This is a genomic window from Phycisphaerales bacterium, assembly GCA_040221175.1.
In the GTDB taxonomy this organism is placed as follows: Bacteria; Planctomycetota; Phycisphaerae; order Phycisphaerales; family UBA1924; genus JAHCJI01.
This window is the reverse complement of record JAVJVK010000001.1, coordinates 468899-491450: the sequence shown is the minus strand read 5'-3', so window position 1 is coordinate 491450 and position 22552 is coordinate 468899. Positions and strand designations below refer to the sequence as shown.

The window sequence follows — 22552 nt, the reverse complement described above, 5'->3', positions numbered from 1 at the left end:
AACCCGCCTCCGAAGAACAAGGAGATTCGCATGTTCCGTGCCACGACCGCGGCCCTCGCGTTGGCCGCTCTTGCGCCCGTCGGCCTGGCCGACACCATCTTCGAGACCGCCGAGCCCTTCGGCGGCCCGTTCGGCTTGATCGGGTTCGACGTGTTCACGAACCAGTCGGTCGCCGTCCGCTTCGTGCCCGATCAGGACTATCGACTGACCAGCGTGTCGGCGTACTTCATGAGCAACGCGGGCGTACCGCTGGACCGACCCGTTCGCCTCAGCGTGCAGACCGACCAGGCGGTCGGCGACGCGTTCATTCCTTCGGGCGAAGAGCTCGAGGTCATGGACTTGTATGTCACCGCCATCGGCTGGGACCCCCAGCTCGATACCGTCGACGCCAGCGGCGACACGCTGCTCGAGGCCGGCCAGGCCTACTGGATCGTCGCCGAGAGCGACTACCCGGCGGCCGAGAACCCGGTTTGGACTTGGGCCGTCGGCGTCACGGGCTACACCTCCACCACCCGCTTCGACACCGGCGAATGGCAGCCCGGCGGCGAGGGCGCCACCGTCAGCGTCTTCATCGAGGGCGAGCCCGACGCGGGCTGCCGCCCCGACATCGATGGCGACGGCGAGTTGACCATCTTCGACTTCCTGGCATTCCAGAACGCGTTCGACATGGGTGACCCCATCGCCGACTTCGATGGCGACGGTGAATTGACGCTTTTCGACTTCCTCGCGTTCCAGAACGAGTTCGACGCCGGCTGCGCCTGATCCCACCCGATCCCTGTCGTTTGCAAGCACGCCACACACGGGATGTGCAAATCCCGTGCGTGGCTTTTCTTACGGTCACTCCTGGGTCGCGTTAACGCCGCGACGCCTGCGCGTCAACCCAGCTTCACGCCCGAGAACACGCATGAAACGCCGGTGATTTCACCAACTCCTAATGCGTTGGTCGGCCATCGTGGCGTCCACCACTTCTACCATCGCGCCAGAATTCTCGCACGCGGGAAAAGCTGCTCCGCCGAATTTGGGCCCGAAGGCCTGCACCGCGTCAGAGACCAGGACGAATCAGGGAGACAACTGACATGACCAGGACGATCATCGCGCTGTGCGGCATCGCCGTCGCCTCGACCGCCGTTGCCCAGGAGACCCGCTCGTCGGTGGCCGCCGAAACCGGCACCATCCGGCCCGACGGTCCCCGCGGCCCAAGCGGCGGCGACCGATTCTTCAACATCCAGGGCACCGCCAGCGGCGGCGGCACCTTTGACTCCTACGGCGTGGCCCGCTGGGATCTCACCAGCGTCCGCGACGAGTTCGACGCCCTGTTCCCCGGCGGGTGGGACGTGACCGGCCTGGCCCTGGAACTGACCCAGGATAACGCCGCCTTCTCCAACGACGGCTTCGTGGCGGTCTACTACTCGATCGACGACACCGCCGACATCAAGACGGCCCTCAGCGACCTCTTCTTCCCCTTCTTTGACATGGGCGTGCCGCAGCTCGAGTTGGGCGATCCTGACCCGATCCTCAGCTTCCTGTACTTCCAGACCGCCACCGGCGATATCGATCGATACGACCAGGCTGGCGGCCCCGGCGGCCGGAGCGAGGCCCTTGAGCTCATCGACGCCCTGAAGGCCGACATCGAGACCGACGACTTCCTGACCCTGGTGTTCGTCGACGATACCGACCCCAACGTCTCGGCGACCTATCGGGGCCAAGAGGCCTTCGAGGGGCGCGAGGGGCCCAAGCTCTTCATCACCGCCGAGGGCGACGGGGGCACGGGCTGCCGGGTCGATCTCGACGGCGATGGCGACCTGACGATCTTCGACTTCCTGCAGTTCCAGAACCTGTTTGATGCCGGCGATCTGACTGCCGACTTCGATGGCGACGGCGACCTGACGATCTTCGACTTCCTGGCGTTCCAGAACGAATTCGACGCTGGCTGCTGATCCGCCTGGGGCCACGACCCAAATCCGGGCCCGGACGCCACTACGGGGTTGTCGCGGGCCCGGCTGTCATTATCCCGCGGGCGATAACACCCAATCTGTCAAAACTGGGTTGAATGCGGCGTTATAGGACCACGTTTTCTCAGGAAACTCTCCATATTCGCTTTCATTCTGCTTGATTTTGGGGTACATTAACCGAGACGCTCGCATTTCGCGGGCGTGTTTGCAGAGGCACCGCGCCTCAGTTCTGTCAGGACTTTGCTAGAGTGTTATCCCTGGGGAGGAATACCATGCAGAAGAAGTTTGCTTTCGCCACGATCGCCGTTGCTGGCCTGGCCACCGCTGCCAGCGCCCAGACCCGCCTGTCGCACAACGTCGAGGAGTTCCTCGTCACGGCCGGCGCTGGCATCGCCTGCGCCACCGGCGGCACCGCCGGTCCGCAGACCACCACCGACAACTTCTGGTCGCGCAGCTTCACGCTGGCCGACTTCGGCGTGTCGGATGGCTTCACCGTCAACACCGTCGAGTTCGGCGTTGAGAGCCTGCGTCTGCCGACGCTGATCGAGACCGAGATCACGGTCAACCTGTACCAGGTGCCCGCGGGCAGCCCGCCCATCACCGGCGCCACCCTGGTTGGCAGCGCCAGCATGACCAGCGGCGAGCGCGCCCTGGAAGTCATCATCATGGACGTCGACGGTAGCGTCGATGCCGGCTCGGCCCTGATGGTCGAGGTCGAGTCCGAGGACCTGCTCACCCTTTCGGGTGGGGAGTTCGGTGACGTCTTCTTCATCGGTGGCAACAGCTTCGGCCAGACCGCCCCCAGCTACGTGGCTTCGCCCATCGGCTGCGGCATCGTCGATCCGACCGACGTGGCCGACTTCGGCTTCACCGACGCCCACTTCATCATCATCGCTGAGGGTGAAGAGGGTGGCGGCATGGGCTGCCGCGTCGACCTCGACGGCGACGGCTCGCTGACCATCTTCGACTTCCTGGCCTTCCAGAACCTCTTTGACTCGGGCGACCCCGCCGCCGACTTCGACGGCGACGGCAGCCTGACCATCTTCGACTTCCTCACCTTCCAGAACGAGTTCGACATGGGCTGCTAAGAGCCCACTCGAATCCTCGTCAGAGGTAGAGAAACTCTCAGGCCCCCGCGATGCACATCGCGGGGGCCTGTCTTTTTGCGCCAGGTGAGTCGGCATGAGACGCCGAAGCCAGAGGCGGTGATCCGGCCGCGCACAAACCTCAGCGAATGGTCAGCGATGGCGTGTTCTTCGCCCTGCGGACCGACGCGAGCGCGAGCTGGCTCTCGAGGTTGTTCAGAAGTTCATCGAAGCGTTTCTGCCAGCGTCGCTGGGCGGGGCTATCGCCCTCGAAGTTGGCCGTCGGGTCGCCCGCGTCGCTGTTGGCGCGCAGCTCCATGGTGATCGGCAGGGCACCGAGGAACGGCAGCCCCAGCCGTTGGGCCATCTGCTGGGCGCCCCCACGGCCGAAGATGTCGTACTCGTTGCCATCGGGCGCCACGAACACGCTCATGTTCTCGACTACGCCGAGAACTTCAACGCCCAGTTGTTCGAACATCTTGGCCGCCCGGACGGCATCGTCCTGGGCGACACGTTGCGGCGTACAGACGATGATGGCGCCGGTAAGGTCGAGGTTCTGCGCCATCGTCAGCGGGACGTCTCCCGTGCCTGGCGGCAGGTCGATGATCAAGTGGTCGAGTTCGCCCCATTGCGTCTTTTCGGTCAGTTGCTTGAAGGCGCCGTGCGCCATCGGACCACGCCAGATCAAGGGTTTGTCGGCTTCGACGAGCTTGCCCACGGTCATCGACTTCACGCCATGCGTCAAGAACGGCTGGAATCGGCCGTCCATGACGTTGGGCTCCATGCCCGCCAGGCCCATCAGGGTTGGCAGGCTGGGGCCATAGATGTCGCCATCGAGGAGTCCAGTGGCGTGGCCGCGTCTCGCGAGGCCGACGGCGATGTTCGCGGCGATCGTGCTCTTACCCACGCCACCCTTGCCCGCCCCCACCGCGATGGTGTGGGCGACATCGGGAATGGCCGGAGCAGACTGGGCCTGCGGCGGAGGACCTGACTTCGGCTCAACCGGCGGCGCCCCCGCGGGCCGCAAGGCGCCCTTGGGCGACGCTTCGAACGCGCTCTCCCGTACGACGTCTCCGTCGCGGTCGACGAAGCGAACCCGCAACGACCGCACGCGTTCGCCGGCTCGGACCGCCCCTTGCCGCACCGCCTCGAGGCAAGCTCCCGCGATCGCCTCCATGGCGCGCTCGTCCGAAGCGATGTCGGGCATGTGCAACTTGATTGAGATAGCGTCCTCGAGCACCGAAACCCATTCCAGCCGCTTCGACTGGACGAGGTCTGCTGGTTCGCCCGCGGGCTTGACGGCCCCGAGCCATCGTCGCACGTTCTCTTCGGAAATCGCCATATCGCCTCGTGGATGCTGAGTGATCTTGTCCGCCGCGAAGGGGGCTTCTCGGACGGCTGAGGAATCGTATCGCCGGCGTTGCAATGGATCAGCGTTGCCGTTCGTTCTTCGGGGGTTACGCAAGCCATTGGAGGTACAACCATGCTCAATCGCCCCCGCAGCAACGCCCTGGCGCTCACCGCCATCGTCGGGCTGGCGCTGGCCGCCGGCAGCACCCACGCGCAGCAGGCCCGGCGCGATGCCCCCGAGGCCCGGCGGGAACGCCCTGTGCTTTCGGGCCCTCAGGTCCGCGAGCGCCGGATGCCCGGCATCGAAAGCGGATTCTCGCAAGGCGCCCAAGAGGGTCGACGGGCCGCCAACGCCTTCGTCCCACCGCAGATCTTCCGGCGGGTTCTGGGCGAGTTGATGGCCGAGGACGCGCCCCTGGAGATCCGTCTCTCAGCCGAGCAGCGCGAACGGATCGCCAACCATGTCCGCGCCTTCGAGCGGGAAGCCGGGGGCGGTGAACGAGCGGGCAATCGTCGCCAAGGACGCCCTGGCATCAACGATGGCCAGCCGCCCCGCCGGCGTCGACTCGATGGTGACGCCATGACGGATCGTCCACAGCGTCCCGCTCGACCGATGGCCGGTGAAGGCGGCGACGAGCGGCCCCAACGGCCTGCACGTGAGGGGCGCGGCCAGCGGGGTGCGCCAATCGATGGCAATCGCCCCGGCATCGAGCGTCGGGAAGGTGCGGGGCGCACGGGTGAAGCCGCTCGAGCACGAAACGTGCGGGCCGTCGCGCAGTTGCAGCACCGGGTCTGGGCCGAGTTGAGTGCCGCGCAGCAGCACCACGTTCACGAGGCCATCGAGGCCTGGCGGGCGGACCAGTCCGAGCAGCAGATGGATCGCATGCGGGAGCGGTACCGCCGCGAGATCGGCAACCGGTTCGATGAGATGGGAGAACGGCCCGCTCGCGACGTTGATCGACGCGGGGCGGCCGGGGGCCAGGATTCGGGCGCCTCGGAATTGCGCCGGTGGCTGTCCGAGTTGCCCGAGGACATGCAGCGCAGGGTCCGCCAGCGGCTGGAGTTGGTTCCGCAAGAGCGGCGGGCCGCACTGGCAGAACGCTTCGCGGGCATGAGCCCCGAAGCCCGCCAGCAACTCCTGGAACGCCTGCTGGGCGATGCGCGGCAGGATTCGTCTGTCCGTCCGCCGCGATAAACGAAAAAATATTCTGCTTTCTTCTCGAAGGCCCGCCGAATCAGGTGGGCTTTCTTCGTCGCCTGAACAACGAACGGCGACTTCGAAAAACCCACAAGATTGCTGGGAAACGCAGCGGCTGCCAAGCTCAGGCCGCACGCCACTCCGAACGTTACCCTATCGGACAGACGCGATGGTCAGTGCCTGTTTACCCTATCAAAGCGACAAGAAGCGACGATCAAAGAGCGAATTTGGCCGATGAACAGGTTATCATCTCAGATCTCTCTCTCTCCTCCAGCGGGGTGCCGTCCAACGATGGTGCCCCGCTTTTGTTGTGACCGATCAGACGGTATCCAGGGGACTTCCCGACCCCTCAGGACCCCGAGCCGCCGCTCCCCGAGCCATTGATGAGCCGGTCGGAGTTGATGCCGGCGGGCTTGAGCTCGTTCTGCCAGAGCTGCCGCCACTGGTCGAGCTCTTCGCGGTCCTTCACGCCGTGCCAGACGATGATGCCCGCCGCCCCGTTCTCGGCCAGGATGCGGAAGACTTCCTCGTGCTGGTAGGCCGTTACCGGCTCGTGCTCGAAGGGATGCGAGGAGAAGTAGATGGCCGAGTGGATCGGCAGCACGGGCTTGCCACGCGCCAGCCGCACGCTTTCGCGGACCATGGAGCTCAGCCACGCCTCGTGAACGCGGGGACTGATTTCGCCGGGCTGGCGCTCGGCGGGGGGCCACTGCTCGGGCACCTTCAGCGCGGGATAGATGCGCGGCGCCACGAAGTCGACTGCCTCGTAAAACCAGTCGTTCGTGTCATTGAGCTCGCTGGCCTCGTGGGTGAGGTCGCCGTAGCCCTTCACGCCCGGGGGCGTGAGATCGCTGTTGATCAGCACCTGCGGGTAGTTGTAAAAAGACCACTGCGCCCGTGGGCGCAGACTCTTGCACTTGTAGTAGGTGGCCAGGAGGAAGGTGCGCACGAACGCCTCATAGGTGCGTTGGAACACGCGTTCCTGCTCGTCGGCACTCAGACCATTGAGCAGGTATGGACGGTTCTCCCGGATGTAGTCGCGCCAGTCGTCCTTGTAATCGCCATCGAGCGCGTCGACGGGCGCACTGGACGGCGAGTTGGGCGTACGCGCCCAGAGCGCCCACCAGGGCTCGTAGTCGATGACCACCGGTCCGGTGAAGTCCACGGGGACGAGCTTGGGAACGTGCGCCTCGAGCTCAGCCATGTGCGTGGCCAGGCTCGGGTTCTGCATCGCGATCAGGTGCGGTCCCTGGCGCCGGTACCGACCGAGCCGCCAGCCGGCGATATCGATGACGTCCTTGGAGAATGGCGTGCCGGTCAGATCGGTCGTATGGACCGGATCGACACCCCCGAACTCGTCGATGAGGCTATCAACCGAGAAGGCTTCGAGATAGAACTTGAAGTTGCGGTCGCCTGCCGCCTCGAGCGTCTTGTTCTTGTTGCCTGTAAAGGTGACGACGGGCCCCGACGCGCTCATCGCCGCCACTACTGTCAAGCCGGTCACCGCAGCCAGCACGCCACGCCCCCATCGCTTGGACGGCCGATTCGGTTGACCCGAACACATAGCTACCATAGATTCACTCCTAAGACGCACGGCGCTCGATCGGATCGTGGACGCTGCACCAGCACGATACGATGATCGCCTGCGGTAGATCGGTTCGGACGGGGTATGCCCAGAGCGGAACAAGTCGGCCGCCTCAACAGCCGAATTGGTCATAGGGGCTGTGCATTCGGCGAGGGCGAACCTTGTCCACCGGTTCGTCGTTACGGACCTTGCCGGACGCCGCAGCCCAGCAGGACGGTCAGGAGCAAGGGATTTGTTCAGCTTCGAGCAGTACACCGATGTCGTCCCACTGCCCGTGCTGCTCATGGCGCCCATTCTGCTTGGGGTGGTGTTCCTGCTCTGTCCGGCCAGGCTGCGGCTTCCCGCGGCCCTGATCATCTTGCCGCCGTTCCTGCTCGTCGGTCGCTTGCCGTTGCTCGGGGCTCCGGCGTTGGGGGCCAAGGCGCTGGGGTTTGCCATGCTGCTGGCCGTTGCGGCAGCGGCCTTCCTCGCCCCCGGGGGCAAGCGCAAGCTCAACCCGCTCTGCTACGCCTACGTGCCGCTGGCCCTGGTCGGTCCCATCTTCCTGGTCACGACTGAGGACAACCTGTTCCCGCTCTTGCACTCGGTGCAATGGATCTGCATGGTCCTGGCGGTGATGCAAGTTGCCAGGACGATCGTGGACGCGCCGGCGCTCCTGCGCGTGCTGAAGTATCTGGCGATCGGCTTCGTCATCGACACGCCCATCCTGATGAGCGCGCTCCTGTCGGGCAACTGGACGCACAGCGGCCACTCGCGATTCGAACCGTATGGCGCTTCGTCGCTCCAGATCGGCATGGTGTTCACGATGACCGTGGGCCTGGCGCTGTACTTCGCGCTACGGGACAAGATCATCCCCATGCGGATTGTGTGGGTCGGAACGGTTGCCGCGGCGGCGGGCATGGCGCTGCTCTCGGGCAGCCGATCGGTGGTCATCACGATGATGGGCGTGTGCGCACCGGCAGGGTTTTACATGCTTCGCAAGCCGGTGCTGGCGGTGCCGATGATCGGAATCATGCTCGTCGGTATCGCCGTCGTGCTCGGTCGCGTCGACAGCAACCCCTTCGCTCGTTACAGGACGCTTGAGACGGCGCGTGGCGCTCAGGCGGTCGAGTACATCCGCGAATCGATCGCTCAGCGTCCTCTGACGGGCCTTCTGGGCACCCGGGGGCTGCGGGCTGAGGCCGACGACACGCTCGGGTATCACGCACACAACGCGTACCTGAAACAGGCGTACGTGGGCGGCCTGGTGCTGGCGGTTCCATACGTTGTGCTCGCGGCGCTCAGCCTCGCAGCTGCGGCGTACGTCTGGCGATATCGGATGCTCCTGGACGTCGACCCCCTGCTTCTCAGCACGCTGGCTGCGTTCATGGTGATGATCTATGCGCAGGGAATGGCGAACCACATGATTTATCTCGGCACGAACACGTGGGGTTTCCTGCATCTCCTGTTGTCGATGCTGTTCCTCACGTGGGCGGGCGAGGTAGCGCGCTTCCGTCGCGAACAGCCCGCAGCGGCGACGATGTTGCTGCGGCGGCCCGCGCAGTTGGCCTAGATGCGTTCAACCACTCGCCGCAGCGTTCTGCCGCTTCCTGGCGAATCGTTCGCGGACGGCGTCGGGATCCCAGATTGGATATGGACGCCCGATGATCTCGGCCAGTTCCCGGTGATCTCCTTCGAGTTCGCGCAGTAGTCGCTCGACGCACTGCTCCGACGGTGGCGGCGGTGGCGGCGGAGCCTTGGCGGTCAACATGCGTCGCAACCGATCGCGCGTGGCAACCGGCAACATCGGCCGAAGCTTCTGGTAGGGCCATGTACGCCGCAACCGCATGAACAGCCCGCGATCGGACGATCGATCCTCAGCCGTATTGAATTTGGACTGAGGATCGATCCTCTCCGGTCGAGCGGTGAAGCCGAGGATTGGGCCCAACCGCTCGATGTGTCCTGGACGATCCTTGACGTATTCATCCAGGAGCAAGACGTGCAGCCGCTCGAGTGGGTAGTGCTCGAGCCACGCCCGGGCCTGGAAGGCGTACTTGCTGAATGGGATGGCGGTATGGTCGGCCTCGATGAACTCTTCGACCGTGGCCGGGCCGGGCTGGTTGGTGATGGTGTGATGGTGGTGGCTGACGATCCGGCTGATCGGCTCGCGGAGGATGTAGATCAACTGGATGTCCGGGCCAAGAACTTCGCGGGCCCGTGCGGGAACGTTGGTGAACCTGGGGATCTTGGTGTACCCGGTCGAGGCATCGCCCCGTGCATCGGTTGGCTTCGCGCCGTCGAACATCGATTCGTACTCAGCCAGGCCCGCAGGCGTCAGCACGGCATCGTGCGCGAGCGAGGTCGGCTCCTTCTCATACGGAAAATAAACCCCCGGCTGTGTCAGGAGGTCTCGATAGAGCGTGGTGGTGCCACTCTTCTGTGCGCCGATGATGAGAAAGGTCGGAAGCATCAGCCCGTCGCTCCGGAAATGAACTGCTCGTAGCACTCGATCGTCAGGGCGGCCACCTTCGGCCAGGTGAATCTCTCACGTACGAGGGTCGCACCCGCCAGGCCCATGCTGCGGGCACGGGCGGTATCCGAGAGCACGTGTTCGAGAGCATCGGCGACCTCACGCGGGTCCAGATCGGTTTCGATGCCGGCGTTCACCTCGGAGACTTCGGGAAAGTGGCAGGCTCGTGAGATCACGACCGGCAAGCCAATCGCCAGCGCCTCGGTGATGGCGATCGAGAAGCCTTCCTGACGGCTTGGCAGGCAGAACACGGCAGCGTCCCGCAGTACGGCGAGTTTATCGGCTCCGTACTGCGGGCCGACGAGATGGACGCGAATTCCCACCCCATGCGCCGCGATCCGGGCCTCGAAGTCCGCACGCTGGCCGTCATCGGGACCGGCAACGACGAGTTCGACGCTGGGCATTCGTTCGTGGAGCAGCGCGAACGCATCGGCCAGGTAGTCGAGCCCCTTCTTGTGCGCCAGCCTGGAAAGGAAGAGCACGTACGGGCGGTCGCCGATCTCGGGATGCTGGCTGCGGAACGCGCCGGCCGGCGGCAGATGCTCGATCTCCTCGAGGAAGATGCCGTTGGGAATAACGCGTGTGGGAGCACCTCGCAACACCGGCGCGGCCAAGCTTGCCTCGTCGGCGTTCAGCATGTGCACGAAGGAGGCTCGCTCGAGAAACTTCTTGTGCGTGGTCGCCAGGGCGATGCGCTTCTTGGTTGGCTTCACCGAGAGCGTGTAAGGGTCGAGCATGCCGTGGGGCGTCACGACGTAGGCCACACCACGCCTTCGAGCGACGGCAGCCATGGCTGGCATCATCGGCTCCCACATGCCATGCGTATGCAGGACGTCGACGCCCTGACCAACCATGGCTTCGAATGCCCGAGCGGCCGCGCGGCCGGTCACACGCTCGAGCCTGCCGGGATCGCTGATCGACTTCTGTCGCACCAGTTCGCCGTGCGGTGTCTCGGCCATCAGCGCGTCGGCTCGTGCGCCACCCTCTTGCGAGCGGTACGAGAAGATGGTCACGTCACATCCCATCGCGGCCTGGGCCGCGGCCAGCCGGGCGGCCACCACGGGCGGTCCGCCACCGGCGGGGTCGAGGTCGCCGATCGCATGGACGATGCGTCGCGGGCTCATGGGGCATCGCTTCCAGGCTGATCGCGATAGGGTGGACGATCCTTGACGCGCTCGGCGGGATTGCCCACGTAGATTGACCAAGGCTCGAGATCACGCATGGTGCATGCCCTCGATCCGAGGATGGCGCCCTCCTGTACGCGAACCGCTGGCCCGACGAATGCATCGGCGGCGATCCATGCGTCGTCTTCAATGACGATGGGTGGTCGCAGCAATGGCATGGAGCGGAGGGTGTAGTCGTGCGAGCCCGCGCACAGGTGTGCGCCCTGGCTGATGACCACGCGACTGCCAATCGTGACAGGCCCCAGGCAATAGAGGATGGCGCGATCGCCGACAGAACTGTCCTCGCCCATGGTCAGGTTCCACGGGATCTCGATGTGAACCGTTCGGCGAATGCGCACCGTGGGGTGTAATTGCGCGCCAAAGAGCGAGAGCAAAGCCCGTCGCAACCCATACCAGTTGTGGAACGACCCACGAAACAGCGTTGCCTGCACGACGCCCCACAGCACGCGCGCTATCTTCGCCTTGAGCGTGTACGGACTCTTGCCCCGGTCGTTGGGGTCGGCGCCTTGGTCGACATAATCACTGGCGCGCATGCGCTGGGAGGGCTGCTCGGTCATGCGGGCGGCGCTCCGCTATAACGCTGTCCCAGACGCCTGGCGATCTCCATCTCGCGTCGCTTGGCGACGGACATGAACTCGTACCAGGCCATGTTGGTCGCCATGACGAGGCCGGGATAGCCATCCAGGATGCCGCGCCGGAAGAAGTAGTCAAAGCCGAAACGGAGGAAGGGCCTGCCCGGCAGGTTTCGCGCGTGCTTCTTTAGCCAGCGATGTCGCTCGATGGTGCTGCCGAAGAGCCTGGCCTTGACGCCGCCTGCGTCCTTGGCGCCCCAGGCGTGGGCTTCCCATGTGGTGTAGCGATTGTGCTTCTCGATCCACGTCGTGAGATCGCGATAGGCGTAATGAAGCATGTCGTGCTTCAGGTAGCCTGCCTCGCCGGTCAACAGCACCGGGTGCTCGTGGACCTCGTTGTCACCCGAGCCGGTATCGCCGAGATTGCCGATGCGTTCGTACCGCCCGACGCGATGCTTGAAGAGCCTGAGGTTCCAGCTCGGGTACCAGCCGCCGCCCTTGAGCCAGCGACCAAGGAACATGAACTTGCGATTGATCCAATAACCGTCGCCGCACCCATTGCCATCAGGCTCGTACTTGCCCGTAACGACTGCCTCAATCTCGGCAGCGAGCTCGGGCGTGATGTGCTCGTCGGCATCGACGATGAGGACCCAATCGTGTCTCCAGGGCACGTGCTCGAGGGCCCAATTCTTCTTCTTTGGCCAGCCGGCACTGCGGTCGTAATGGAACTGGTAGACTTCCGCCCCCAGTGCCTGGGACAGCACGATGGTGTCGTCGGTCGACTGGCTATCGATCACCGTGACCTGCTCGGCCCATGCCAGCCGGCGGACGCACGCGGCGATGTTGTCCTGCTCGTTCTTGACGGGCACCAGCACGCTGACGGGCACGCTGCCATCAGGCGGATAGCCCTCGACCGCCGGAAGCTCGGCGAGAACCGCACGATGCGATTCAAGGTCCTCGTGCAATGGCATGGGCTGCGCATCGGCAGGATGCGGATGGACCTGTTCGGTCGTGCGTGCTTCGGCGATGGTCATGATGCAGCACTCCGGCCGGTCGCGTTCGAGTGGTTCGCGGGCTCTTCGCCCGCATTGACAGAGGCACTGGAGAGGAAGCGATCCAGCACCGCCCCGCACGGCTCCCAGGCATTATCGGCCAAGAGACGCTCCAGCTTTGGCCGAGTCGACGCCAATCCCACGTAGCACTTGAAGCGACGGTGCGGGGGCATCGGCCATCGCGGACAATCCGGGGCGAGATCGCGCGGATGAAGGTACACCACCGTGGGCCGGCCGACCCGGGCCTCGCTGCGGATCGCGGCACGGAGGGCCCGATACGGCAGCAGCCTCAGATAGCCGCCGCCAGAGAAACCCATGCGGGTTCTCGAACCCAAGGGCGACCACACGGACATCGGCAGTTCCCGGATGGTCTCGCCGCTGGGAGCGGTGACGACGTGCGGCTCTCGAGGGCATGGATACCCGCCGTGGCCGCGCGGCGCCGGAAACAGGCTCGAATCCCACTCGATTCCCGCATCGGCGAGCACATCGAAGGCCCATTCGCAGCCGGGCACGATCGAAAACGAGGGTGCGCGATACCCGCGCACACGAGCGCCCGACGCATTGCTGATCGCATCGAGCGAGCGGCGCAGGTCCTCGGCAAATCGCTCCGGGCCGAGTTCGCCCACACGATCGTGCATGTGGCCGTGTGACGCTATCTCGTGCCCGGCCTTGGCGATGCCTTGCACGAGCGCGGGGTATCGCTCGGCAATCCATCCCAAGACGAAGAACGTGGCTCGGACGCGATGGCGATCGCAGATTTCCAGGATCTCTTCGGTCCTCGACTCGACCAACGAGTGACGCGTCGTCAGGTCGTCCCATTGATCGGCCTCGAGCCCCTTGACCTGCACGATGTGGAACCAGTCCTCGATATCGAAGGACAGGGCGTGCGTCATGTCGGCTGGCTCGGGCATCTGAGATCTCCGACACTAGAACGCATCATGATCGAGGAACGTGAACCGCCAGGCCGCGGGGTCTTCGGTCATCAGCGGCGTTGCCTCTTCACCCGTGAAGGCAATGAGCCGGTACGTCTCGCTCGTGGCCACGCGGAAGCCTCTGCGCTGCAGCACGCGTGAGGTTACTTCGCCCGCGCCATCGAGCCACAGCACGCCCTCAGCCCCCTCTGAACGGACCTGAGCCTCGCATGCTTGGGCCAACGCTCGCAGCACCCGCTCGTCTTCATCGTGCGCCACCATGTCGAGAATGACACCGGTCTGGATGCCGTTTCCGCGTACCGCAAGTCGACAGATCGCAAATCCGACAAGTGCGGCTTCATCATGAACAAGCACGACCGAATAGGGCTTGCCGTCGACACCTCCACCAAGCCGACTGCGGAGAAGTTCGGACGTCCATCGAGTCGCGATCCGGTCCTGCGAACCCCTGTGCATGAGTTCGGCCAGCGAGTCCAGGAGCTTTGGATCGTCCCGAACATTGCTGGCGGGCGTGCGCTGCACCCGCAGGCTGCCCTCGGGTCGACCGCTGCGCAGCGATTGTCCGGCGCGCCAGAGCCCATCTCCCACCGGCGCCAGAGCCGCCAGCGCCGGGAGGCCCTTGTGCTTGGCCAGCAACGCGAATGGCTTGAGGGGCTTGATGAGCACCGACCAGGCGCACACGACCTTGAAGCCAAGCTTCAGGTGGCCCTCGGTCACGTTTGGCCGGCGCATCGCCGTCAGGATGGCTTCGATGCCGAGTTCGCCCATCGCCCGGCGCATGGTGAACACGAGTTGTGGGTAGAGCATCAACTTGCGATGCTCGGGTAAGACAAAGAGGTGGGCCCAGTACCCGATGGGCAGCGGCTCATCCTGATCTGGGTGCCGCAGCGATCGCAGATACATTGCGGTGCTGGCGGCAGGAACATCACCCACGGTGCCGAGCCACATGGCGATGCGTTGCTCGTCCAGATCAGCCAGCGCAGAGCCAACCTGGGACGCGTCCAATTGATGGCCGTCGCGCTCCGACAGCAACTGGGCGATACCGTCCAGATCGTCGGGCGTCGCCCGGCGGATGCCCGTCCTGGCGGCGGTCTTCGTCAGCGCTTGGCCTCCACCCTGGTCGCGATGGCTCGGGGCGAGACCAATTCAGGGATCTCATCGGGGTCGAAGGTCACGCCAAAGGCGCCCTCCAGCGCCATCACGATGTTCAGGTGCGCGATGCTGTCCCACGCCTCGATCGACTCGGGTGACGCGTCCTCGGGAACAGGCGGTAGGCCCAGCGCGTCGCCAATGATCTGACAAGTGGTCTCGAGCGTTGATTCGGGCATGCACGAACTCCGATCTGGCGAACTTTCAGGCTGGCGTTGGCAGCATTACGCGACGGGTGATCCACTCGGGATGCTCGATCGACGCGTGCTCGAGGTCGAGCGTCCAGAGTACGCCCTGCTCGTCATGCTGCGCTGCCTCGAACCCATGATCCCGGTAGATTGCCTCGGCGGGCGGGTTCTTTCTCGTCGGCAGGAACCAGCCCTGCAAGGTCGACGCACCGGCCTGTCGGGCATGCTCGGCCACGGTCGCGAGCATCGACGTTTCGACCGTCCGGCCGATGACTCGGCACGACATAAGGAACGTGTCGAACTCCCACGCGCGTTCGCCGACGGTCACGATCATCACGCCAACGATGCCATTGTCCCCGAAGCGGTCACGCACGCTGATCCAATAGACCCGATACGCCGCGTCGCCGGCCATCGCCTGGATGTCCTGAACAGCATAACGGCGCGTCGTCATGTTCAGTTGGTTGGTCTTCTGCGTCAACTGGGCCACGCGCTCGATCACCGCGGCGTTGGCGTTTGCATCCAGCAAGCCGATATCGGCTTCCATTTCGAGTGATCGCAGGTACTCCTCGATGGAACCCGCGCTGCTCTGGAGTTCGGTTCGCTGTCGCTGCTGGGCGTACATCTGGCCGCGCTTGCGATCATCGTCGCTCAGCGCCAGTCGCTCGAAGAGCGGACATGCGCGCAGCGCCGTCAGCAGGTCTTGGGGTCGGTCGCTGGCCGGCTCGAGCACGGTGACCTCGGGAACGAGGCTTCGCACCAGTTCGCGCTCGATCGGATTGTCGTCGAGGAAGACCAGCGAATCGATGCCGATATTCAGCTCCGATGCGATCTCCCGCAGGTTCTGGGCCTTGTCGACCCAGTTCACGCGAACCGCTGCGAAGTGATCAGGCTTGAGCACCATGTGCGCGTGCTTCTCGAAAGGTTCCATGGCGTCATCGGGGTTGTTCTTGCTGCACAGCGCCAGCAGAATTCCACGCTGTGCCATGTCTCGCGAGACCCGCTGAATGGCAGCATAATGCGCCCCGGGATACTCCACGCCCAGCTTGATGCCTTCCAGTCCATCTTCGCCGATCACTCCGCCCCAGAGCGTGTTGTCCAGATCCAGAACCAGACACTTGGCCTGTCGGCCCATCACCGGCATCAGGTACCGCGTCCATTCCCGGGCCAGCGGCAGCAGCGCCTCGGCGATCATCGGCAGGCGGACGGTCAAGAACTTGTCTTCGTCGTACCAGCGATCTCGACCGAAACGCGCGATCAGGCCGTCGTAGTCCAGAACGTACACGCCCGACATCTCGGCGGCGGCCTCGCGAAGGCGGCTATTGATGCGATCGATCGCGGCGGACTGGCTCTGGCCGCCCGGCGTCGTTGATTCCAACACCCCCATCGAGGCCTGCGGCGGTTTCTCGAGCGAATGAATGATGATGGCCGCCCGGCTGCGCTCCCGCAGCGTACGGAGCGGCCCCAGCAAGCTCTCGACGGCACGGTCCGCTTCTTCAACCAGGGTATCGGCATCAAGCGTCGCGGCATCGAACCACAGCGCGGGCGACACGTCGCGTGTTTGCACCGCCACGAGCACGACGTCGGGCGACGGATCTCGATACACCACCGACGCGGGCGAGAGCATCTCCTGCGTCCAGGCGTTGAATTCCCCGAAGCGAATGCGCAGAACGAGGCCGAACTCCGCCGCACACGCCCGAGCAAAGGGCGTCACCGGCTCGAATGTACAACTGCGAAGCACGAGCAGATCACACGTGGGCGCCGCGAGCGCCGGGGCGAGTTCCTGGAATCGAGCCGCTACCCAAGGCGCCGCGGCCGGATTAGCCCGCCATACGGACATCAGCCCGTGGCACGCCAGTCGAGCCCGCGTGGCACGAGAAGCCTCGTCGGGCTGCGCGAGAGCTGCACCGATGTCCTGCTCGACCTCGGCCCGTGACTTGGGCTGGGGCTGACCCTCTCCTCGCTCAGACAACGCTCAACTCCCGCACCACACATACCAAACAAAAAACGATCGCCAATCGCTCTCGCAAGGAAGCGATCGTACGCCTCAGCGGCGTCCATCCGGCCCTCCCTACGTTGTCCGCCTGTTCCAAGATCGGTCAGACGCCGGCCTGCGCTCGGTCCGATTGGGCCGGTGGCGTTGCAGGCCGAAGGTCGGGCTTGCGGCGCCTCACGGCCTTCTCGACTTCGTCGCAGAATGCCCCCAGGAGCCGTGCCTGGGTGTAGCGCTCGTCGATGTACGAACGGGCCCGGCGGCCCATCTGGGCGAGTTCCTGGCGGGGCGTGGCGGCAATGGCCTCGATCTGCCGGGCACACGCTTCTCCGTCGCCGTCGGCCACGCGCCAGCCGACGCCCTGACCGTCGAGAAGGTCGGTCACGTGGCTGGGGCTTGGCCCCACGAACAGGATGGGTCGCCCCACCGCCATTGCCCCGTAGACCTTGCAGGGATGGATGCAGCCCACCGCCGCGTCGACCATCGTGACCACGTGGAGATCGGCCGCCGACAGGGAGTATCGCAGCCGCTCGAAGGGCTGGTAGGGCAGATCGATGATGTTTGCCGGCTGGTGTTCCTCGATCACGCGACGGACGTCGGCCTTGCCCACGCCGCCGCCGATGAACATGAAGACGATGTCTTCCCGATCGCGCAATCGCAGCGCCGCATCCAGTACGGTGGTCACCGACGTGGTCATGCCGTGGTTGCCAGAGTACATGACCACGAACTTGCCGTCGAGGCCGTGCTGCTTGCGAAAGTCGTTGTCCTCGTGCTCGACCGGCTCGATGTGGTCCTCGTGCGGCCACGGCGGCAGGATCGCCATGCGGTCACGCACGTCGACCTTCCGATTGACTCGCTCGGCCATGAATCGATCGAGCGCGACGACGCCATCGCAGCGTCGCAGGGTCAATCGATTGCCGGCATCGAAGACGACGGCCGCGGGGTGGCGAGGCCCGATGGCGCCGGTCTGGATGAGTTGGTCGGGATTGAGGTCCATGACCCAGAAGACCAGGGCCGCCCGCTTCAGCCGTGCCAGCACCGTACCGAACGCGCCAGTGAACGGTGGGCTGGTGCTGACGAGTACCGCCTGGACGTTGCGCACCCGCAGCCCGAGCAGGATGGCCTGGATCAGGAACAGCACGCCCGCCAGCACGCGAATCGGTAGGGCCTTCTTGCCGAAGCTCGACAGCGGGAGCCGGCGGATCTCGACGCCATCGAGCGTCTGGCTGCGTTCGTAGCGAACCGACGCGTCTTCGTACCCGTTGGCGGCGGCATACACCATGACGCGCCAGCCGCGTCGCGCCATCTCCGCGGCGGCGTCGTGCATGTGTTGGCCCACGCTGGCCGGATCGGGCACATAGACCTGGCTCAGGACCAATAACACCGGCTTGTTCTGGTCGTCAGACCCAGGCATCGCGGATGGTATATCGGTCAACGGGCGGCCCGGATGTACGCCGAAGCAGGGAAGTGCCCCTCGCCCGCTCGCAAGCCCTGGTTCATGGGCATGGGCCGGTAGTCGAGCAGCACGCCCTTCAGCGCGTCCTGCCGTTGGTGATGGAGCATCGACATGCAGACTTCCACCCGCCAGCGTGCGTTGTCGACGAGGTACGCGTAGAGCAGCGTGTTCTCCCGAAACTGGAAGATCCCTTCGTCGAGCAATGCCGGCCCGTAATCGAAGGGGAAGTAGATGTCGTGGAAGTGGGCCCAGGTTCCTTCGGACAGCCGCGGCAGGATCTCGCTGATGAGCACGATGACCTCGCTGCCCGGCCGCAGAGTATGCGACGAGTCGACGAACAGGAAGCCGCCATCGGCCATGGACGCCAGTTCGTCGCGCGGCACGTCCTGCGCCTTGGCGCTGTGGAGGGTCAGCCTGCCCTGGCGTGCAAAGTCCTGAAGCATGGGCGTGGGATAGGGCTCGACGCACACGAGCGTCGGTTCATAGCCGGCATCGCGCGCCGCCTCGAGGATGATGGCGGTGGACACGCCGCAGCCGACCTGCGCGATCTTCGCCGGCTTCTGATGGACGATAAACGAATAGATCGCCTGGGCCTCCATCGGCCCGAATCCGCCCTCGCCGTTTGCGTCGCACGCCCGGCCGTGCACGCCGGCTACGTCGCCCGCGCGCCCCCCTTCCTCCAGCCACGAACGCAATGATGCGATCTGATCATCGAGCGATGCCGCATCGATGCCGGTCATCGACATCGGCGCTCGCCAGCCGGTCGACCGCCTGAGTTCATTGAAATCGGGAATCTCGGAGTAGAAGTGGTTCGGGAGCACGGTGGCCCCGAATCGCTGACTCACGCGATTGAATTTCACAAGAGAAGCGGGCAAGGCCGCCTTGATGCGTCCGATCATGCCCGCTCCCTTCGCAGCACGTGCTTCTCTTCGGCGAGTTACTTTACCTTCTTGAGTTCCTGGATGACGTAGCGCATGGTGAGCTTGTCATCGCCCTCGGGCATGCTCTCGAGCGTCTGCTCGAGGCGAGGCAACATGCGATCGATGGCCTCCTTGCCGCCCGACTTCATCTGCTCCACCATCATCCTGGCCCGCTCCTGGTGGGCCTCGGCGAGATCTTCGAGCTTGATCTCATCGCCCGCGTTGGCCGAGCCCTGGTCGCCCTCGCCCTCGCCCTCGCCGGCCTCCTCACTCGCGGCCAGTTCCTTCACCTGCTCGGGCAGCTCGAAGGTGGACTCGTCCAAAGCATTCACTTCGAGCTTGGTCACCTTCATCTCGACCGAGCCGCCGGGCATGTTGGGCGACTCGATGGTCATCTTGTGGAAGAACTGGACGCCCTCGATCGTCTTCCAGTCGCCCAGGGTGATGGTGGTGGTCTGCTTGCCCATGGGCGTCTCGTCGGTCTGGGTCATGCCCAGGGGCCGACCGTCGCGGGCATCGAAGTACATGAAGCCGCTGCCCTGGTTGTCCTTGGGCACGAAGCGGACCTTGTACGCGGCGTTGCCGTTGAACTCTTCTTGCGCCACGACCTCGAGCGTTTCCATGTCTTCGCGCATCCGCTTGGGATCGAGCAGGTTCATGTGCAGCGAGGCCTGGCCGTCCAACTGCTTGGCCTGCTCTTCTTCCATGATCACGTATCGATCGCCGGGCATCTTCATCCAGGCGACCTTGCCGTCGGTGCCCATCTCCGAGTTCCCGAAGGGGCTCTGGCTCGAGTTGAATCGGCCGCCCTCACGCGACCACTTGTTCTCGGTGGTAATGGTTGAACCCATCACCGACATCGTCATCACGGTGTGCAGGTTCTTGATCTCTTCGAGCTTCTCGCGACCGCCGATGGACTCGACAGCGCTGCTCAAGACCTTGTCAATGTTGGGCAGGTTGCTGTCCTGCTTGGCCGAAGGCGCCGCCTGCTGGCCGATGCTGCCGCTGTTCTGGGCCAGTGTCGGAGCACCGGCGGCAAGCAGGAGGCACAGGGCCAGGGAAGTCGAATTAAGTCGTTGCATGGGATTCTCCCTTCGGATCGTGTTGGTGGTACACCGCGTATGCGGCGATGAGTGCTGGGCGACCGAATTCTGCGAATCCGGTCGTCTTCAGCCAGAGCCATCCTCGGCTTCCAGCATGGCCTTCAATTCTTGAATGACGTAGCGAACCATGAGGCGCTGCTGAGGATCGTCGACCTGATCAAGCATTGATTGGCCTTCGTTCAAGGCCTCTCGCTTGGTGTCCGCGTCGAGCGATCGGAGATCGTTCAATATCGCCTTCGCCTGCTCGCGTGAAGCATCGTCCAAGTCCTCCAACGCGATCGGCTCGTCGCCCTCCGTCTTGGCCGCTTCTGCGGCACGCCGGACCTGCTCCTTGAGTTCTGCGGGCGGTTCAAAGTCGGTGGCCTTGAGCGTATTAACTTCGACCGTCTCAACAACAGTCACCGGCGATTCCATGCCGAACATGTCCGACTGGGTCGTCCACTTCCGCAAGAACTGCACGCCCTCGGTCGGCGCCCATTCGTGGAAGATTTCCAGCATCGTGTGCCGGCCGCCGCCCTGCTTGGGCCAGAACCGCTGCCAACCCTCGGGCATCATCGAATCGGCGTTGACATAGATCACGCCGGACGCATCGCTGTCCTTCTCCTCGAATTGCAGGACCGTGACGCCGGCGCCGTTGAACTCGGTCGGCTCGCCCACCGTGAACGAGGCGAATCGTTCGCGGGCGTACGACGGCAGCGTCGCGAGCCTCACATGGGAGTCAACCGAGCGACGCGCCGACGAGACCTGCTCCCCGCTGATGAGCGATGGCGCCTCGTCGAGTGCATTCTGCCGCCACGAAAGGTCGCCCGAGGATGCGGTGATCTGCGGAGGATACTCCTCCTGGAGTACCTTCAGCGCCCAGCCGCCGTTGCGGGACCAGTGATGCTCGTACTTCAGGCTGGCGTGCTCGGCATCGTGCGTCACGACCCGGAGCGTTTTGATTGCGGCGACGCGGTCGCGGCCACCGAGCGCCTTGACCACTTGTTCGGCGATCTTCATCGCGGCAGGATGCAGGTCTTGTGCCGGCGTCGCGATCGCTGGCTCGGCCTCACCCTGCGCAATGACCAGCGGCGCGCCGATCGTGGCGATCGCCATCGCCGCGAGAATAGATAGTGTTCGCGTACTCACGTCAATCTCTCCCTCGTACCTTGCCGCTCTCAACCGGCAGCGCCCGCCTTGGCCTTGCCCACGTGAGCGCCCTTGGGGGCGGCCTCGCGCTGAGGCACCTTGCCGTTGTACTTCTTCATGTGCTCGTCGTAGATCCACTTGTACGTCTTTTCCATGCCGTCGCGCAAGCGGATGGAGGGTGACCAGCCGATCTCGCTCTCGATGAGCGTGTTGTCGCTGTTGCGGCCGTTCACGCCCTTAGGCGCGTCGAGGTTGTACTTGCGGTCGAGCTTGATACCGGCGATGTCCTCGACGATGTCGACCAGGCCGTTGATGGTCACCAGCTCGTTGCTGCCCAGGTTCAGCGGCTCGATGCTGTCGCTGTTCATGATCTTCTGGCTGCCGTTGACGCAGTCGTCGATGTACATGAACGAACGGGTCTGCTTGCCATCGCCCCAGATCTCGATCGAATGATCGCCGCTGAGCTTGGCCTCGATTACTTTGCGGCACATGGCGGCGGGCGCCTTCTCGCGGCCGCCCTCCCAGGTGCCGAAGGGGCCGTACACGTTGTGGTAGCGGGCCACGCGGGTGTACATGCCATAGTCCTCGCGGAAGTGTCGGCACATGCGCTCGCTGAAGAGCTTCTCCCACCCGTAACCATCTTCGGGCAGGGCGGGGTAGGCGTCTTCTTCCTTCAGGGCGACGACGTCCTCGTCGGTCTGCTTGTCGCCGTTGTAGACGCACGCCGAGGAGCTGTAGAAGAACTTCTTGACCCCCGCGTCACGGGCGGCCATGAGCATGTGCGTATTGATCAGCACGCTGAGCATGCACTCGGCCTTGTGGGTCTCGATGAAGCCCATGCCACCCATATCGGCGGCGAGTTGGTAGACCTGGTCGGCCCCCTGGCAGGCCTGTCGGCAGGCATCGATGCCGTTGAGGTCGGCCACGAGGTTCTCGGCGTCGTTGTGGACCTGGTACCACTCTTCCATCGGCTTGCGATCGACCGAACGCACTCGGAAACCCTGACGCAGCAGGTCCGCAGCCAAGTGCCCGCCGATGAAACCACCACCGCCCGCAACTACAACCAACTCGCCCGGCATGTCCGCTCCTCGATGGACCTGAGCCTCGATGACACAAAAACAACCCGCGATCTCAGGCCGTCTCGCGGGGTCGACGGATGCTAGAGCGCTCGTCGTCCGGAACACACCTTCGCACGATCGTCC

General features: G+C 64.6%; 20 protein-coding genes. 5 read left to right on the top strand and 15 right to left on the bottom strand.

The window, feature by feature from the left end:
* The first annotated feature begins 30 nt into the window (after nucleotides 1–30).
* The 3 genes from RIE32_02065 (at nucleotide 31) to RIE32_02055 (ending at nucleotide 3040) form a co-directional block, all read left to right on the top strand.
* Nucleotides 31–762, top strand: coding sequence for a GC-type dockerin domain-anchored protein (locus tag RIE32_02065; GenBank protein MEQ9095029.1), 732 nt, complete (start codon nucleotides 31–33; stop codon nucleotides 760–762).
* Between the two features lie 314 nt (nucleotides 763–1076).
* Nucleotides 1077–1937: a GC-type dockerin domain-anchored protein gene (locus RIE32_02060; GenBank protein MEQ9095028.1), complete on the top strand. Its 861-nt coding sequence runs from the start codon at nucleotides 1077–1079 to the stop codon at nucleotides 1935–1937.
* A 287-nt stretch (nucleotides 1938–2224) separates the two neighbouring features.
* Nucleotides 2225–3040: a GC-type dockerin domain-anchored protein gene (locus RIE32_02055; GenBank protein ID MEQ9095027.1), complete on the top strand. Its 816-nt coding sequence runs from the start codon at nucleotides 2225–2227 to the stop codon at nucleotides 3038–3040.
* 139 nt (nucleotides 3041–3179) lie between these two features.
* Here the strand turns inward: RIE32_02055 and RIE32_02050 are convergent, their stop codons facing one another.
* The gene (locus RIE32_02050; GenBank protein ID MEQ9095026.1) at nucleotides 3180–4379 is read right to left on the bottom strand and encodes an Mrp/NBP35 family ATP-binding protein; all 1200 of its coding nucleotides are present in this window, start codon (nucleotides 4377–4379) and stop codon (nucleotides 3180–3182) included.
* A gap of 141 nt (nucleotides 4380–4520) precedes the next feature.
* Between RIE32_02050 and RIE32_02045 the strand changes: the two genes are divergently transcribed.
* A complete protein-coding gene (locus RIE32_02045; GenBank protein ID MEQ9095025.1) occupies nucleotides 4521–5582 on the top strand; it encodes a hypothetical protein in 1062 nt (353 codons plus the stop codon).
* Between the two features lie 352 nt (nucleotides 5583–5934).
* Here the strand turns inward: RIE32_02045 and RIE32_02040 are convergent, their stop codons facing one another.
* The gene (locus RIE32_02040) at nucleotides 5935–7062 is read right to left on the bottom strand and encodes a hypothetical protein (protein MEQ9095024.1); all 1128 of its coding nucleotides are present in this window, start codon (nucleotides 7060–7062) and stop codon (nucleotides 5935–5937) included.
* Between the two features lie 340 nt (nucleotides 7063–7402).
* Here RIE32_02040 and RIE32_02035 point away from each other — a divergent pair, with 340 nt between their 5' ends.
* Nucleotides 7403–8722, top strand: coding sequence for a hypothetical protein (locus tag RIE32_02035; protein ID MEQ9095023.1), 1320 nt, complete (start codon nucleotides 7403–7405; stop codon nucleotides 8720–8722).
* 6 nt (nucleotides 8723–8728) lie between these two features.
* On the opposite strand, the gene RIE32_02030 is transcribed toward RIE32_02035, so the two are convergent.
* The 13 genes from RIE32_02030 to RIE32_01970 form a co-directional block, all read right to left on the bottom strand.
* Entirely contained in the window at nucleotides 8729–9619 is an 891-nt protein-coding gene (locus RIE32_02030; protein MEQ9095022.1) for a sulfotransferase domain-containing protein, read from the bottom strand.
* Entirely contained in the window at nucleotides 9619–10803 is a 1185-nt protein-coding gene (locus RIE32_02025; GenBank protein MEQ9095021.1) for a glycosyltransferase, read from the bottom strand. The genes RIE32_02030 and RIE32_02025 overlap by 1 nt, the downstream gene beginning before the upstream one ends.
* On the bottom strand, nucleotides 10800–11420 hold the full coding sequence (locus RIE32_02020; protein ID MEQ9095020.1) for a hypothetical protein: 621 nt from the start codon (nucleotides 11418–11420) through the stop codon (nucleotides 10800–10802). The genes RIE32_02025 and RIE32_02020 overlap by 4 nt, the downstream gene beginning before the upstream one ends.
* Entirely contained in the window at nucleotides 11417–12469 is a 1053-nt protein-coding gene (locus RIE32_02015) for a glycosyltransferase family 2 protein (GenBank protein MEQ9095019.1), read from the bottom strand. The genes RIE32_02020 and RIE32_02015 overlap by 4 nt, the downstream gene beginning before the upstream one ends.
* Nucleotides 12466–13398, bottom strand: coding sequence for a polysaccharide deacetylase family protein (locus RIE32_02010; protein MEQ9095018.1), 933 nt, complete (start codon nucleotides 13396–13398; stop codon nucleotides 12466–12468). The genes RIE32_02015 and RIE32_02010 overlap by 4 nt, the downstream gene beginning before the upstream one ends.
* Nucleotides 13399–13413: 15 nt before the next feature.
* Nucleotides 13414–14421, bottom strand: coding sequence for a hypothetical protein (locus RIE32_02005; protein ID MEQ9095017.1), 1008 nt, complete (start codon nucleotides 14419–14421; stop codon nucleotides 13414–13416).
* A 92-nt stretch (nucleotides 14422–14513) separates the two neighbouring features.
* Nucleotides 14514–14744 carry an acyl carrier protein gene (locus RIE32_02000; protein MEQ9095016.1) on the bottom strand — a complete coding sequence of 77 codons (231 nt, stop codon included), beginning with the start codon at nucleotides 14742–14744 and terminating at the stop codon, nucleotides 14514–14516.
* Nucleotides 14745–14769: 25 nt separating this feature from the next.
* Nucleotides 14770–16722, bottom strand: a complete 1953-nt coding sequence (locus tag RIE32_01995) for an HAD-IIIC family phosphatase (protein ID MEQ9095015.1) — start codon at nucleotides 16720–16722, stop codon at nucleotides 14770–14772.
* 127 nt (nucleotides 16723–16849) lie between these two features.
* Nucleotides 16850–18157 (bottom strand): glycosyltransferase family 4 protein, encoded by a 1308-nt coding sequence (locus RIE32_01990; protein MEQ9095014.1) that lies wholly within the window; start codon nucleotides 18155–18157, stop codon nucleotides 16850–16852.
* A gap of 17 nt (nucleotides 18158–18174) precedes the next feature.
* Entirely contained in the window at nucleotides 18175–19098 is a 924-nt protein-coding gene (locus RIE32_01985; protein MEQ9095013.1) for a class I SAM-dependent methyltransferase, read from the bottom strand.
* Between the two features lie 38 nt (nucleotides 19099–19136).
* Nucleotides 19137–20201 carry a hypothetical protein gene (locus RIE32_01980; GenBank protein ID MEQ9095012.1) on the bottom strand — a complete coding sequence of 355 codons (1065 nt, stop codon included), beginning with the start codon at nucleotides 20199–20201 and terminating at the stop codon, nucleotides 19137–19139.
* An 87-nt stretch (nucleotides 20202–20288) separates the two neighbouring features.
* Nucleotides 20289–21317 carry a hypothetical protein gene (locus RIE32_01975; GenBank protein ID MEQ9095011.1) on the bottom strand — a complete coding sequence of 343 codons (1029 nt, stop codon included), beginning with the start codon at nucleotides 21315–21317 and terminating at the stop codon, nucleotides 20289–20291.
* A gap of 62 nt (nucleotides 21318–21379) precedes the next feature.
* Complete coding sequence (locus RIE32_01970; protein ID MEQ9095010.1) at nucleotides 21380–22429, bottom strand: NAD-dependent epimerase/dehydratase family protein; 1050 nt, start codon at nucleotides 22427–22429, stop codon at nucleotides 21380–21382.
* Nucleotides 22430–22552 lie beyond the last annotated feature (123 nt).